25 protein-coding genes are annotated in these 13894 nt (G+C 48.9%); 16 read left to right on the top strand and 9 right to left on the bottom strand.

Going from position 1 to position 13894, the window contains the following annotated elements:
- Positions 1–107 precede the first annotated feature (107 nt).
- From OGX93_RS09145 to OGX93_RS09105, 9 genes are all read right to left on the bottom strand, one after another.
- Positions 108–785 (bottom strand): Rha family transcriptional regulator, encoded by a 678-nt coding sequence (locus tag OGX93_RS09145; RefSeq protein ID WP_286487792.1) that lies wholly within the window; start codon positions 783–785, stop codon positions 108–110.
- 282 nt (positions 786–1067) lie between these two features.
- A complete protein-coding gene (locus tag OGX93_RS09140; RefSeq protein WP_286487793.1) occupies positions 1068–1883 on the bottom strand; it encodes an antitermination protein Q in 816 nt (271 codons plus the stop codon).
- Positions 1880–2068, bottom strand: a complete 189-nt coding sequence (locus OGX93_RS09135) for a hypothetical protein (protein WP_058668901.1) — start codon at positions 2066–2068, stop codon at positions 1880–1882. The genes OGX93_RS09140 and OGX93_RS09135 overlap by 4 nt, the downstream gene beginning before the upstream one ends.
- Complete coding sequence (locus OGX93_RS09130; RefSeq protein ID WP_275147112.1) at positions 2065–2376, bottom strand: hypothetical protein; 312 nt, start codon at positions 2374–2376, stop codon at positions 2065–2067. Before OGX93_RS09130 ends, OGX93_RS09135 begins: the two co-directional genes overlap by 4 nt.
- Positions 2377–2386: 10 nt before the next feature.
- Entirely contained in the window at positions 2387–3742 is a 1356-nt protein-coding gene (locus OGX93_RS09125; RefSeq protein WP_286487794.1) for a replicative DNA helicase, read from the bottom strand.
- Positions 3739–4620: an ATP-binding protein gene (locus OGX93_RS09120; protein ID WP_286487795.1), complete on the bottom strand. Its 882-nt coding sequence runs from the start codon at positions 4618–4620 to the stop codon at positions 3739–3741. The genes OGX93_RS09125 and OGX93_RS09120 overlap by 4 nt, the downstream gene beginning before the upstream one ends.
- 16 nt (positions 4621–4636) lie before the next feature.
- Positions 4637–5545: a helix-turn-helix domain-containing protein gene (locus tag OGX93_RS09115; protein WP_286487796.1), complete on the bottom strand. Its 909-nt coding sequence runs from the start codon at positions 5543–5545 to the stop codon at positions 4637–4639.
- The gene (locus tag OGX93_RS09110; protein WP_058668890.1) at positions 5542–6366 is read right to left on the bottom strand and encodes a BRO-N domain-containing protein; all 825 of its coding nucleotides are present in this window, start codon (positions 6364–6366) and stop codon (positions 5542–5544) included. The genes OGX93_RS09115 and OGX93_RS09110 overlap by 4 nt, the downstream gene beginning before the upstream one ends.
- Before the next feature lie 32 nt (positions 6367–6398).
- Positions 6399–6626: a helix-turn-helix domain-containing protein gene (locus OGX93_RS09105; RefSeq protein ID WP_072274353.1), complete on the bottom strand. Its 228-nt coding sequence runs from the start codon at positions 6624–6626 to the stop codon at positions 6399–6401.
- 109 nt (positions 6627–6735) lie between these two features.
- Between OGX93_RS09105 and OGX93_RS09100 the strand changes: the two genes are divergently transcribed.
- The 16 genes from OGX93_RS09100 to OGX93_RS09025 all read left to right on the top strand — a co-directional run bounded on the left by OGX93_RS09100 (position 6736) and on the right by OGX93_RS09025 (position 13852).
- On the top strand, positions 6736–7434 hold the full coding sequence (locus tag OGX93_RS09100; RefSeq protein WP_058668888.1) for an XRE family transcriptional regulator: 699 nt from the start codon (positions 6736–6738) through the stop codon (positions 7432–7434).
- A gap of 212 nt (positions 7435–7646) precedes the next feature.
- Positions 7647–7880, top strand: a complete 234-nt coding sequence (locus OGX93_RS09095; protein ID WP_125337035.1) for a hypothetical protein — start codon at positions 7647–7649, stop codon at positions 7878–7880.
- On the top strand, positions 7864–8064 hold the full coding sequence (locus OGX93_RS09090; RefSeq protein ID WP_058668885.1) for a hypothetical protein: 201 nt from the start codon (positions 7864–7866) through the stop codon (positions 8062–8064). Before OGX93_RS09095 ends, OGX93_RS09090 begins: the two co-directional genes overlap by 17 nt.
- Entirely contained in the window at positions 8064–8249 is a 186-nt protein-coding gene (locus OGX93_RS09085) for a hypothetical protein (protein WP_058668883.1), read from the top strand. The genes OGX93_RS09090 and OGX93_RS09085 overlap by 1 nt, the downstream gene beginning before the upstream one ends.
- 62 nt (positions 8250–8311) lie before the next feature.
- Positions 8312–8602: a hypothetical protein gene (locus OGX93_RS09080; RefSeq protein WP_200077442.1), complete on the top strand. Its 291-nt coding sequence runs from the start codon at positions 8312–8314 to the stop codon at positions 8600–8602.
- Positions 8603–8698: 96 nt separating this feature from the next.
- On the top strand, positions 8699–9046 hold the full coding sequence (locus OGX93_RS09075) for a hypothetical protein (RefSeq protein ID WP_200053053.1): 348 nt from the start codon (positions 8699–8701) through the stop codon (positions 9044–9046).
- Positions 9039–9311 (top strand): hypothetical protein, encoded by a 273-nt coding sequence (locus tag OGX93_RS09070; RefSeq protein ID WP_058668878.1) that lies wholly within the window; start codon positions 9039–9041, stop codon positions 9309–9311. Before OGX93_RS09075 ends, OGX93_RS09070 begins: the two co-directional genes overlap by 8 nt.
- 50 nt (positions 9312–9361) lie before the next feature.
- On the top strand, positions 9362–10003 hold the full coding sequence (locus OGX93_RS09065; RefSeq protein WP_286487797.1) for a hypothetical protein: 642 nt from the start codon (positions 9362–9364) through the stop codon (positions 10001–10003).
- The gene (locus OGX93_RS09060) at positions 10000–10416 is read left to right on the top strand and encodes a hypothetical protein (protein ID WP_286487798.1); all 417 of its coding nucleotides are present in this window, start codon (positions 10000–10002) and stop codon (positions 10414–10416) included. The genes OGX93_RS09065 and OGX93_RS09060 overlap by 4 nt, the downstream gene beginning before the upstream one ends.
- Complete coding sequence (locus OGX93_RS09055) at positions 10416–10697, top strand: hypothetical protein (protein WP_200077444.1); 282 nt, start codon at positions 10416–10418, stop codon at positions 10695–10697. Before OGX93_RS09060 ends, OGX93_RS09055 begins: the two co-directional genes overlap by 1 nt.
- A 120-nt stretch (positions 10698–10817) precedes the next feature.
- Positions 10818–11159 (top strand): hypothetical protein, encoded by a 342-nt coding sequence (locus OGX93_RS09050; protein WP_200077445.1) that lies wholly within the window; start codon positions 10818–10820, stop codon positions 11157–11159.
- On the top strand, positions 11160–11384 hold the full coding sequence (locus tag OGX93_RS09045; RefSeq protein ID WP_200077446.1) for a hypothetical protein: 225 nt from the start codon (positions 11160–11162) through the stop codon (positions 11382–11384).
- A complete protein-coding gene (locus OGX93_RS09040) occupies positions 11381–11878 on the top strand; it encodes an ATPase (RefSeq protein WP_275147122.1) in 498 nt (165 codons plus the stop codon). The genes OGX93_RS09045 and OGX93_RS09040 overlap by 4 nt, the downstream gene beginning before the upstream one ends.
- Positions 11875–12111, top strand: a complete 237-nt coding sequence (locus tag OGX93_RS09035) for a hypothetical protein (RefSeq protein ID WP_200077447.1) — start codon at positions 11875–11877, stop codon at positions 12109–12111. Before OGX93_RS09040 ends, OGX93_RS09035 begins: the two co-directional genes overlap by 4 nt.
- A 150-nt stretch (positions 12112–12261) precedes the next feature.
- On the top strand, positions 12262–12501 hold the full coding sequence (locus tag OGX93_RS09030) for an excisionase family protein (RefSeq protein WP_199972553.1): 240 nt from the start codon (positions 12262–12264) through the stop codon (positions 12499–12501).
- 52 nt (positions 12502–12553) lie between these two features.
- Positions 12554–13852, top strand: coding sequence for a site-specific integrase (locus OGX93_RS09025; protein WP_502873160.1), 1299 nt, complete (start codon positions 12554–12556; stop codon positions 13850–13852).
- Positions 13853–13894 lie beyond the last annotated feature (42 nt).

Genomic DNA, 13894 nt, shown 5'->3' with positions numbered 1-13894 from the left:
TAGGGGGATTCACCGCAACGAAGAAAGCTTACCATTACAACCAACAACGAAAAACCCCGCCGTGGCAGGGTTTCGATGATTAAGCTGTATGTCGAAGTGACCACTCATTATGCAGCCAAACGAAATTGCTCTTCAATCAGCGGCTGGCGATGGTTGCGATCAAATACACCCTTTAGCGCCTCTTTGCGCTGCTCAAAGTCCCAGCCCATGCCAATGAAAACTGTATTGGCCCGCTGCAACTCAGTTACGCAGTGGATCTGCTCCGGCGTCAGGTAGTCACGGATGTTCTCTTTTTTGTCGATGTCGTGGTAAACACGAAATTTTGCCGCCGTCATACCGAGCGCGATGCAGTTAATCAAATCGGCTTCGTTGCTGAAGTGGTAAGGCTTAATCTCCTTACCCAGAGTTTCGCGCTCATGCTTAATGGCATCGCTCATCGGACGATACTCCAGACGGGCGGTGTTGCGACCCATTTTCTTCTTCGCCAGCGCACTGCGCATAGTGAAGAACTCAGCAACCAGTTTCTTTTTGAACTTGCGGACAACATCGTTATTACGCATGTAGGTGATCAGTAGAGTGGTTTGCTGTTCGTTCAGCAGCGCCACACGAACCTTCGCGTTATTGTAACCAGCTCGGATTTCAAATCCGACCTTTCCAAATTCTTCCAGGTCTGATTTATTGCGGTCGATGAGTTTGATTATCGTATCGTGATCGCGCTTTACGCCATCAGCAATAGCAATGGAATTGGTTACAAGGTCGAGTTTTTTAATTTCAACTAATTGCATGGCGTTTACCTTACTTTGAGATGAACCTTTGCCGCACAGGAAATCAGCCCACCGAGGCTCGCCAGCACTAACAGACTTCCTCAAAGGCTCATTTCAAAGGGTGTGGTTCGGTGTGATATGTGCGCGGGCGGTGCGCGAAGAATTGCAGGCATAAAAAAACCCGCGCTGAGGCGGGTTTAATTTCGTGTAGGCATAATATCCCACGATTGGAAGGATACAGGACAGTTTTATGCAAAGTCAACCTTATCGTGCAAAAAATTGTCGGCATTTGTTCCGATCACATCAATAACTGGTTGCCTTCTCAAACTCTAACGCAGCGTGTGTCTCCCCCTTGTGCAACACATCCACCAGCATTTTATAGAATGGCTTCCAGTTGCGGGACCACGACGACTGATGGAGGTTCGGTAGACGTCTGAGAATAGCGCGGTGAACGGTCGCAGAAGACACTCTCGAATACCCTTCACCACCACAACGCTCACAGATTTTGAATACCGGCGCCCCATGCTCTTTCGTAGCCTTGCGATCGAGCACCTCCCCCTTGCCACCGCAGCGACAGCGGGCGCTTATCGTTCCCTTACCTTCACAAACTTCACAGACAGCCGGGACACTCTCTGTAACCTCGTTCCATTGCTCCCAGTCTGAAGGACGAACAGCGCGGGACTTGCTGGCCCAGTATGGCGCTTTACCCCACGGGTAAGATACTTTGCAGATTGTCCGGGTCACCGTTACACGCCCGGAACCATTGCAACTGTGGCATGTCGCGCTGGTGGCCGCAGAACGGGAATACTCAGCAAATGCAAACTGCGCCAGCACCTGCATGCACCAGCCGAACTCAGTCCCGGCGACCTTTCTGACGTTCTTCGGTGCGGTATCCATCGCGTGACGCGCCAGCGCCTGAACTGCCAGTTGCTCATCTGTCTTGCTGATCCCCGCCTTACCAAAGAAGGCAGACAGGCCGAACCGTGCACGGCTGCTGGTGGTACCGATGGCCGCCATAACATCAGTGCCGGTGATCCGATCCGGTGATGTGCCTTTCACGCTGTCGCTGATGTGCATCCCCTGAGGGCTGAAATGTTTTAGTGACGCTTCCAGTTTCATTGTTTAGCCCTCCAGAACCACTGCTGTTTCATGAGATACGTCATAACAACCAGGCGGCTGTAAACCATGTTCAAATCCACCAGCCGGTTAATATCGATGAAGACAGGACCTGAATAGCTACCGTGGGCAGCGCGAAGGTATTCGCTTATGGTGTGCCCGTCTTCCTTCGTTACATCCAGCTTCATTGGATGGTATCTCCCTTCTCTGCCGTACCGAACCAGCCAGGATGTGTCCACTGGACTTCCGTTATTTTCTCTCCCTGCTCCCACAGCGCCAGAGCGCGCATAACGACATAATGCATAAAGATTTTTTCATGCTCGCGCCATTCATCTTCAGGAGTTCCTTCAACAAATTCCGCTATAGCATCAGCAATGAGCCCAAAACATTCAGGAAAATCACTGTGTCCTGTCGCTATTTCACAAGCCGTTTCCTGAAGTTCCTCAAAGCGCTTTTTGGTGAATAAATACGACATTTCGCGAATAAGACGATCCATTGCTGACTCCTTAGGCTTTTGCATAACGTCGGGGTTGTGATTTTTGCTGTGGTGCTGATTTTCGCTTGGCTTCTTCCTGGTCAACCGGGAGGAAATGTCCGTTATAAAAACGACGGTACACGGTCCCAAGAACGCCATTACGCTGTTTGGTGATATTGATTTCCGCGATCCCTCTTGCTGGTGACTCAGGGTTATATACCTCGTCACGGTAAAGCATCATGATGATGTCAGCATCAGCCTCTATTTCGCCTGAGTTCTTAAGGTCGGAGTTCATTGGGCGTTTGTTCGGTCGGGACTCCACGCCTCGCGAAAGCTGGCTCAATGCGATTACGGGAGTCTGGTTTGCCTTAGCCAGATTTTTTAACCCCTTTGAAATTTCACCTACAGCGAGGTCATAACGTGCCGTACTCTGGATCTTAATGAGTAAGAGGTAATCAATGACCACCAGGGAAATTTCCGGGTGGGCAATCTGGTGACTGGTGGCGACCTGCTGGATTTGCTCAACCGTCAGATTGGTAGCGTCCACCATCCAGATCGGGCGTCCGGTAAGACGACCAACACCGGTTGATAACCGCGCCCAGTCCTCATCGTCAAACTTCGCCGCAGCCTTGAGTCGGGAAACTGACATACCACCGGCGGCAGATACCATTCGTTCACCAATCTGAATGCTGGCCATCTCCATGGTGAAGAACAATACACCACGCCCCTGCTCCGATACCTTGTCGATAATATCAAGCGCCAGTTCGGTTTTACCCATTGATGGCCGGGCAGCGATAAACACCAGATCCGTGGGTTCAATACCGCCTGTTTTCTCGTCCAGCTCTTCAATGCCAGTGAGCAGGCTTTTTGCTGTCTCCAGCCCCTGATACCGGGCATCAACACGATCAACGACAGCAGGCAGGATTTCATCAATATGAACTGGCTGTACGGTGTTTGCGGAAAGGGAGATAGTCGCAATGCTGGCCTGTGCAGCTTTCAGTGCTTCAACTGCACTCTCACCATTGGCCGCTGCCCGGATTCCTGCAAGGGCATTTTCAATCACCACTTCCGCATCGCGTACAGCTGCGTTACGTTCCAGCACAGAAACGTAGGAAACCAGCGCTGATTTCGCCCAGGCTATTTGCCCTGACGCCATAATAACCGCACTATATTCCGGCATGCTCTCGCAAAGCAGAAGAGGATCAATAACCCCCGTTCCACGCACTTGACGGCATATGCCGGAATAAATTTCACGGTACTGCCGAACATAAAAAACGCTTGCTGGCAGGCGGGAAATGATTTCAAGAACCTCAGGATCAGCACCGCGCAGAAAAATAGCGCCAATTACCGCACCTTCCAGATCATCGTTTCTCCATACTGGCGTCATTTAGACCACCCGTCTTTGCCACGGAAGCTTTCCCAGTTGAATGCCAGCCGGTTGTGTCCACCGTTTGTCACGCGGTCAACGATGCGCTCACCAATGGAATCCTTAAGCTGCTCAAAGGTCAGATTGCTAATCAGGATGGTGGGCAGCACACTTTCATAGCGAACGTTGACGATCTCCTGCAAGATAGCCAGCTCTGAGGCGCTGCCGAGCTGAACTCCGACCTCATCAATAATCAGCAGATCCAGCGACGCAAAGTGGTCCAGCACACTGTCTTCTGTCATTTCAGAGTTATGGCGCCAGGTGCTTTTTACGGCACGCATAACGCGCATCACATCGGTAATTGCAACCCGGGCGAGGTGGTTGCGAATAAGGTTTTTTGTCATAGCAACAGCCAGGTGATTTTTCCCGGTTCCACATTTTCCAACCATCAGCAGGCCCAGTCCTGCATCAAAGCAGTGCTCCCAGTTGTCGACATAGCCCCGGCACACAGAGAGGTTTTTCGCCGCATCCTGAGTTACAGTCTGGTAGTTATCGAACTCACAATCCTCGAAGCGGCGGGCAATACCAGCGCGATCCAGCAATTCAGTAACGCGCAGTGTACGCAGTTTTGCGCCAACCTCCGCAAGTTCATCCCGCAGGCATTCCGGACATTGTGAGTGTTTAAAATTCTCACCTCCGCGAAAATCTTTTCCCACCAGAGTGAAACGCTCAAATTCGCCATGTTTTTCGCAGGTAGTGGTCTCGGTTTTTCCTGAGTCCCAGCCGCGATATCCCCACGGAAGTTTATGCTCCAGTGTGAAATTTAATTCTTCGTTCAGGCGTTCCTGTCTTGCCTTCAGGTCAGCGCGATCTTTCTGCTGATTCAACAAATTTAACATTTTAATTATCCCCGCTTTACCACTGACAACCCGATTCACCGTAGTCCTGCTCGCTGAAGCCGGATACAGGGAGCGCATTGCGACGCCCACCTCCGGGAGCGGACGGAGTCTGCCAGGACTCTTCGAAGTGGCGATCGGGACCGAAGAACGTTGCAGCCTGCTTGACGAACTGTGTGCCGGTATTACCGGTCGCCCGGCAGTATGCCGCGTAGCGCTTGACGCCTTCCAGCATGTCCTCAGGCTTAACTCCGTCTTTCAGGCGGGCTTTCCAGGCTTTGAATGCTGCCGACTTGGAATTTCCACCAGCACGCTTAGGGTATGCCTGCCACGCTGTTTCAAACTCCGTTGAATAACCCTGTTTTGCAGAGCGAGTTGGTGCAGGCGCGCCAGCAGATGCGCCAATATCTTGCGATTCATGTTTTGAATTTACTTGTGGATCATGTTTTAAACCTTGTGGATCTGGGGTCAGATTCTGACGGGTCAAAACGCCTTTTTTGTCAGAATCTGACGGGTCAAAACCGTATGAACGTCCAGAATCTGAAGGGTCAGAATTTGAAGGTTCAGAATCTGACGGGTGAAAACTGGTTGCTCTGCGTTGCTGTTTCATTGCTGAAACTTTATCCCGTTCAGTGCGTGCCAGCGCCTCAAGGCGTTCGGCATTCAGATAGTAAAGATTGGACGTATTCCGATTTCCTTTGCGACGTGATTCACGACGTAACCAGCCAGCAGACTCAAGTTCTGCAACCGCTGTCCTGACCGTGCTTTCTCCCAGCCCCAGTTGGCGACAGATTGTTTCCACCCCTGGATAACTAACACCATCATCATTCGAGTAGTCAGCCAGGCGAGCCATAATCATTAGCTTCGCGCCCTTAACGTCATGCGCAGCGCATGCGTCCCAGACGTTGCCCAAAATTTTGCTACTCATGCTGCACCTGCTAATTCTTTGTCGTGGGTAAATTCCCCGTTCCAGCTCTTTTTCATCGGCAGAGCACCTTTGAGATACTGGCGATAAATCCACACCGCTCCTTTGCGGAGTAAGACAGGGGTATAAGTGTCGAAACTGTCAAAATCATCATGCTCGACAAGGTGGCGGCGTTCGGTCAGATAAAGATCGCGCGCATAAGCCTTTACACGCCACGCCGGACGCCTGGACTCAGGACGATCGTCATAAAGCCAGTTGTGTTCTTCAAGAAAGGCCGTCACCTGCTGCACATTGACGCCGTTGAGACGCTTACAAAACTGCGTAGGGGTCATCCCCGGGCTGAAAAGATTTTCCAGATGCTGGATGTACCTTGCCTGGCGTTCTGCGTATCCAATTGCTCGCCGTGCCGCCTCTCGTTCATCGGCCCACGCACGAGCAGCTGCAACCTCATCGGAAAAATCAGGAAGATTATTAGACGGGATAAGATTGTATGATCCCGTCATTCGGATAGATGGCAGCACATCGGAAGTGACCCAGCGCTTGAAGCGTTTAGCCTGTTTTTTGCGGCTTTTAAGAATGAGCGTGTAAAGCCCGGATTCATTAACCAACATTGGTTTACGACCCGAACCCGAATACTGTTCGTGTTCACACTTATCCTCTTCATCTACCGACAAAAGCGCTTTGTTGGTATCGCTCAGGCCCAACGCCTCACACACATCAACAGCGAAAAACCACGGAGAGCGATCAATCTGCACAGTACGAACCGAAGCCAGCAGATCACCAGCATCAGACTTAAAGTCGAACGTTTTAATGGTGGCATTCATATTTGAGCTTCCCGTTGTTCGCGTGTGACATGTCACACCTCTGAGGATGGGTGCGGAAAAGTATCAGGAAGATCCGGACGAATCTGATAAGCTTTAACTTCGCCGTTGGTAGCTTTCACAATGGACATGACATGGTCGGCCTTTACACGACTACCATTAAGCCAACGGAATACAGCGGGTTGAGTAACGCCACAGGCCCTAGCTAATGCGGCTTGCCCACCAAGAATATCGATTGCTCTTTTTACATGTTGGTTGGTCATGGAAATACCAAAAGTTATTAAACACAAAGCAAGATTATAACCTTGAATAAGATTATGCAATAACTTATCGTATTTGCCGTGTAATAACTTTTTGTATAGGCTTACTCTTATGAACACATTCTCAGATCGTATTAAAAAAGCGATGGCTGACGCCGGCCTAACTCAGGCTGAATTGGCTACGATGGTTGGGGTCTCGCAGCCAGCTATCTGGCGCCTAGCCTCCGGGAAAACCAACTCATCACGTAAGTTGGTTGAGATCGCTCAAGTTCTGGGCGTTAGCCCCGAATGGCTTTCGACTGGTAAAGATCACACCCCTCATAAACAGGGGTACGTGATTGAGAATATGAATGATAAAGAGCTGCGGGCTAACTCCGATGTATTCAGGGTTGAAGTACTTGATCTTTCTGTAAGTGCAGGGCCTGGCACATTTATGCTTTCTGAATTTGTTGAAGTTTTACATGCCATAGAATACACGACAGAACACGCCAAATCCCTTTTTGGGAATCGTAGTGAAGATGTCGTAAAAGTAATGACTGTAAATGGCGATAGCATGGCCAATACCTTCAATTCAGGAGATCGCGTTTTCGTTGACATTTCGGTCCGTCACTTCCTCACTGACGGAGTGTATGTGTTCGTTTTTGGTAAAACATTCCACCTTAAGCGCCTCCAGATGCAGGGAAACAGACTTGCCGTCTTATCCGACAACCCCGCTTATGAAAAATGGTATATCACGGAAGAGAGCCAAGACGAGCTATATGTGATGGGCAAAGCAATCATGCACGAATCAATAAATTACAACAGGCTTTAATACTCTGAATAACCTACCTCTCCCCATGTGAAGCCGCTTAAATGCGGCTTTTTCATGCGCGTCAGTCGGTAAAATAGGCCCATAAAATAAAATTTATACTAAAAAAATCAATGCATTAAACTAAAATGCAAAATAAAAATAAGTTTTGTTATTGCAATAAGTTATTGCATGACTTACAGTTCACTCATCGGCAAAACAACGGAGCCAATGAGATGACAACTTCATACCCCCCCTTATTAAGCAATGCAAAAAAGAAAATCGATAGCATCGTCTGTCTATTAATTGCACTAGAGCATTGTGGCTCATCACTGGATGAAACGGTTCTTGAGGGGGCTATTTCAGGAGTTAGAATGCTAGCTTCCGATGCATATTGCAATATGGATTCGGCAGAGAAATATATTAACTCGTCTAAGGCAAAGGAGGTGAGCAATGAAAACTCCAATTAACATGCTCGAAAGTATTGCCGCTGACATCGTTGAAAACACCTCGTTACTTGAGGTTATTTATCGCATCAATGAATTACCACCAGAAGCAGATCATGCAATCGCATGTTTAATCAGATCAATGCAGAAAACGAATGAAACTGCATGTGGGTATATTGAACAACTCAGCGGTCAAGGCGGTGAATAATGAGCACATGTTTATTAGGAGCCAGAAACCGAGTCAAACAAGCAGAAGCAGTTCTGAATCAATGGGCGGAAAACCCGAGAGATGATTATGAGCGCACATTGATTATGGCAGTAATGACCCTGCTTGAAGGTGTTGGGGATTCAATTCAGCAAGCAGAAACCAAACTCGAACCGAGCAAGCAGTAAATTCGTGAAAACATATATTACACCTTAACAGGTGGGGAATCGCTCACCCCAAGGAAATGAAGATGGATATTATCGTCAGAAATGAAGCTGTAAAGACCAAGGTTCATTCCGTTATCCAGGATGATGATCTTCTTTATATAAATAAAGCAAGTAAAACAGCAGAGTGTGCTAATAAATATGCGCATGAACTTCGTGCGGAGTTTATCGAGTTACTAATGCCAGCAATCACACGCACTGATGTGAAGGTGGCCGGGCGATTCACCTCGTTACTGAATGAGCTTTGTTTCATGACCAAAATGACAATGGAGAATACATCCAAAGGGGGGGGCAATAATGAAATTTCTGAAAGATAAAGCAGCACATAAAACAGCAACATTACTTGCCCGCTATGGCAATGGCTACCTGCATATTGCAAACCTTTTTCTGCGCAAAGCATATGGGCGGTAACAATGAAAACAAGCCTGATTGAAACTCGCCGCCGTCATCTTGTCCGGGCAAAACTCGATTCAATGATGCGGAGAACCGGAAGTTATTTCCAGATAGTTAAGCTGGAAGATGGTTCAAAATTACCAGTTGAACTTGACGAAGATATTTTGACGAAAGCGCTGATAAAACTTTTCGAAGCGATGATTTATGACATGCATAAACATGAGCAGGCAGAGGACTTAATTTCTGAACATTATTCAGCATGCGTGGGTATTAATAAATTAACACCCGATGGTGTGGATTTTATAAATGCACTTATTGCAACGCTGGCAGAACAATCATTAAAAGCGGAGGAATTAACTGATGATTAGTCAGAATACATTTTTACGCAATAGCGCTCCTACCCATTCTCGGTCGCTGACGGCTGATCTGCATGTTTCGCCGGATTTCTCCGGGCGAGTGCTGGTTTATGTGCGTAACGGTCTGGTTACAGTTCGACGCCTTGCTGATAACGAACATCTTTTGACGCTGACCGGATTTATCGAAATGGCCCGCCAGGCTGGCTGGGTTGTCACTCCATCTGAAGACGTAATGGAGGTCTGCGCCAGTGGCACTAACAGCAATCAGGATTCCTGAGCGCGTTTATTGCAGTGGGCTTTCATGACCTGAATACGGGAGTGTAATTCGTGAACAAATTCGAAATTGACCATTTTTTAGAATCTAAAATCTCGCGGAAAAAGAAGAAGAGACTTATTTGCGGCATTGGGTGTTTTGATGTTGATTTCCCGTGTGGAATCTGGATAGACGGTAAATGCCATCATCACAGCGCGTACGACGTCTGGCGTCACATGATTCAACGTTGCTACAAACCGAACACAGAGCAGGACGCGCGCACCTACGCCGGATGTATTGTGTGCGATGAGTGGCTTTATTTCAGTAATTTTCTGGCCTTCTGGAAAGCCCATTACCGTGAAGGCTGCGCACTGGACAAAGATTTATTACATCCCGGTAATAAAATTTATTCACCAGAGCATTGTGTATTCATTCCGCAAGCACTGAACGGCTTTGGAGCTGACCACGCCAGAACACGCAGTGAATTACCGCAAGGTGTGAGCCGGCACAAGCTACGTAGTAAGTTTCGGGCGAAAATCCGCATAAAAGGGAAAACCAAACATCTCGGGTTGTTCGACAGCGTACAGGAAGCACATACAGCATGGCATGCAGCAAAGATGCAACAGGCTCGTGACTGGAAGTCAGTCTGCGATGAAATCCATCCAGACCTGCACGCCGGGTTGATGCAAAAAGTAGCAGGGGAAATAAAACGATGATCGACAACAGAACCGCCAGCACCATTGACCAGGCATTACAGAAACACGACACACCAGTTGGCCCGTTGTTCGTCGCGGAGCGCCACGGTCGCATTAAGAAATGCTTCAGCCGCGACACGGCGATCCGTTACCTGGCTTTCTTCATGACCACCTGGACTTTTGAGGCATCAGGTTTTAAGTGCCGCCATCCGGACGTGAAAGTATGGCATCCGGTACACGGCGAAGTATGTCAGCGTGGCGCCGTTACTCGTGAATATTTCATAGCCCACCAACGCTGTGAGCGTCGCCTGCGCCGCATTCTTGCCCGTAAGCGCGAAATGCAGAAATGGTGCGCAAAGTGGGACGCCATGCATGTCCGCTTTGTGAAAGAGGTTGATGCGCTACAGGCCAATAAACCGCAGGGGATGCGCTGATGGCTAACCAGGATAATGCAAACATCTTTGCGGTTGAGTCCGCACACAAAGTGCCAAATGCAAAGCATCGTCGGCGTCAGTCGAAAATTTACAGCCCGGATGAATTTCTTGCGCTGCCAATGGTACAGGAGTTCATAAAGAACAACCCTAATCAATATTTCGTCAATGAAGAAACCGGCGAGCAAATGATGGCCCAGGAACTGGCAGAACTTTACTGCTCGGTCAATAACGGCAAGAAGATGAAGAAAGCGCTTCGTCGCGCCTTTGGATATAAAGCATGAATACCGTAACCATCAACAATAAGCAACTTCCAGCAGTCGAATATCGCGGTCACAGCGCGGCACCCACTGGTATCCCCCCAAAATGGGACTCTTTCAGGCTATCGGGTGGGAGGTAAAATAATGGCGCTCATTACGAAAAATTTCCGTCTCAATGCGTTGGCGAACCAGTACGCCACCGCGCTGTATAACCATATTTCAACCATCAGCGGTGATCACTTCATGATCAATGCCAATGGTCAACCGATACAGGTAAACATCATTGGTGGGGTTCAAGGCGTAAGGGACTTAATCAACGGCTACGCACTGGAGGCGCTCAGAGACAGCTATCCACAGCAGTGGGAAGCTATCGGAATTCAGTTATTGAGTAAATGCGTTCATGGTGACGAGTTGACTACAAGTGGCCGTGAAATCTGGCAAAGCATGGTAAATGACATGAGTGATACGGTTGCGGGGAATATGTGAATGAAAATCGAATACCAGGACCACGGCGCCGTAGCGAACATCGTGATCACCAGTACCGTGTTTGAGTTCCGGAAACATAACCGTGTAGTTGACGCTACCCTGCTCTGCACGCCCGGCATCGTTGCAACCCGCAGCGGCGTGTTCTTCATGAAGTCGGTTTTATCCGGTAAATCCCGCGATATGTTGCGGGCCTACAAAACCGTACAGCGGGAGGCGAAACGATGAGTAACAAAATTCTTAACCCGATCGTGCTTATCCATAAGCGCGAAAACAGTGACACCTACGCTGTTGCGATCACCAGTGGCAGCCAGGACTATCACGACGCCGTTCTGATGGCGACGATGGAACCGGACATGACCGGCGATAACGTCGATACCTGGAGCAAAACAGGTTACTACATGGCTGAGGAGATTCAGCGCTTACGCCAGCAGTTGATCGCCCCGTTGAGCATCGGGGAGTTAATTCAGCGCCTGGAATCTCAGACTGGAGACCGCTGGGAGAGAGTGGTTAACGATGTCACTGATGGTAAACCGTTGACCACTGGCGCCAGCGTTTCATTCACCATCGACGAACTCTCCGCAATGTTTAGCTGGATGATACCGCCGTACGTCGTCACCGATACGCACACGGACGGGTTCAACAAACTAAGAAATAAAATTTTTTGCGCTTTACGCGAGATGCAACGCACTGAAACCGCACCAACCGGAGGTGAAAAGTGATTGATTATTTCTTTATCGGTCTTATTGCCCTGCTGGGTATAGGTGCCCTGTTCTGCATGGTAATGATGTGGAGAGTGGCTCTTGTGTACGAGTGGAGAACCAAAGCACTCCGGGCAAGTCTTGAGGATTATCAGGCATTGCCGGATTACGACACGATGATGTGGATGGTCTGGATATGGAAACTTGAGCGTTTTCCGAGGCGCGATAATCTGGGGACGAAAGTGAATAAATGAACAAATCGTTTGAAATGTGGGTGCGCCAGCGGTACGGAAGCCGCTACGACCTTACGAGGGATATAGAAGGGTTTTACTGCCGTGAAGTGGTTAAACGAATGTTTGAAACGTGGTGCCACTGCCGTGGCCTGAATGTGGCGTGAGGTGGGTATGAGCGATGTCATTCTTCTGGCCCCTAATGAGTGGGTTACAGAAAAGGTTCTGATAGCAGTTACCGGGCTAAAACCCGGAACGGTTCTCCGGGCCCGCAAGGAATCCTGGATGCTCGGACGAGAATACAAGCACATAGCGCCCGACGGCAGCCCGAAGCCAACGAGCGAGTGCATGTACTGCATCCCTGAGATAAACCGTTGGATCAAAAGCCAGCCGAATCCAGCAGTCGATCTTTGACTTAAATCTTTGAGGATGTAATCTGATGAAGCTCTTGGACGCAGGAGGATTTATGGCTAAACCGGCCTATCCAACCGGCGTTGAAAACCACGGAGGTAAACTCCGGATCTGCTTCCACTATAAAGGGAAGCGTGTACGTGAAAATCTGGGGGTGCCTGACACCCCTAAAAATCGCAAAATTGCAGGTGAGTTACGGGCTTCTGTCTGCTTTTTAATTAAGACTGGTAGCTTCAACTATGCGGAACGGTTTCCTGATTCGCCAAATCTGAAGCAGTTCGGCGTGGTGAATAAAGACATCACTATCGCTGAACTGGCGGACAAATGGCTTGGCCTTAAGGAAATGGAAATATCGAGAAACACGATGATCCGCTATGAGTCGATCGTAAAAACGAGTGTTTCTTTGCTTGGAGGGCGGGTTCTTGCTTCCGCTGTAACACAGGAAGACTTGCTCGTTTTCAGGCGGGAACTGATGACAGGTCATCAGGTAGCGAGACCAAACCGTGAATTGACACCGAAGGGACGTAGTGTGGCGACAGTAAATGCTTATATGGGGATTGTCTGTGGAATGTTCCAGTTTGCAGCATGCAATGGCTACATTTCACAAAATCCGTTCAGTGGAATATCAACACTGAAGAGAGCAAAAGCTGAACCAGATCCGCTTTCACAGGACGAATTTACGCGACTCATTGACGCCTGCCACCACCAGCAGATCAAAAATCTCTGGTCCCTGGCTGTTTACACTGGCATGCGACATGGAGAATTGTGCGCGCTGGCGTGGGAAGACATCGATATTAAAGCGGGCACTTTGGTTGTCAGGAGAAATTACACTCAGGCTAAAGAGTTCACCCTGCCGAAAACCCAGGCAGGAACCGACAGGGTGATACATCTGATACAACCTGCGATTGATGCATTAAAAAACCAGGCATCACTCACAAGGCTGGGCAAACAACATAAAGTTGAGGTGAAGCTACGCGAATTTGGCCGGACAAGCGCACATTCATGTACCTTCGTATTCAACCCTCAGCTTACCACACGTTCAGGAAAGTCCGGAGCGCATTATGCTGCAACGTCACTAAACAGGATATGGGAATCAGCGATGAGACGAGCCGGTTTACGATACAGAAAAGCGTATCAGTCCCGGCACACTTATGCCTGCTGGTCACTCGCCGCTGGAGCCAATCCTAATTTTATTGCCGCACAGATGGGACATGCAAATGCTCAGATGGTCTATACAGTATATGGTGCATGGATGGCCGACAATAACCAGTCACAGGTTGATATACTGAATCAGAGGCTAGCAGCCACTGCCCCAAAGGTGCCCCAAAAGGGGTTGGCAGCAAGTTTAGTTTAGAAATAACAATACGTTAATCGGTTATACAATCATAGAAAAGAT

It is taken from the genome of Citrobacter sp. CK195 (assembly GCF_030333365.1).
GTDB lineage: Bacteria > Pseudomonadota > Gammaproteobacteria > Enterobacterales > Enterobacteriaceae > Citrobacter_B > Citrobacter_B koseri.
Note: the sequence above shows the minus strand (reverse complement) of the source record. Positions and strands in the feature narration are given on the sequence as shown.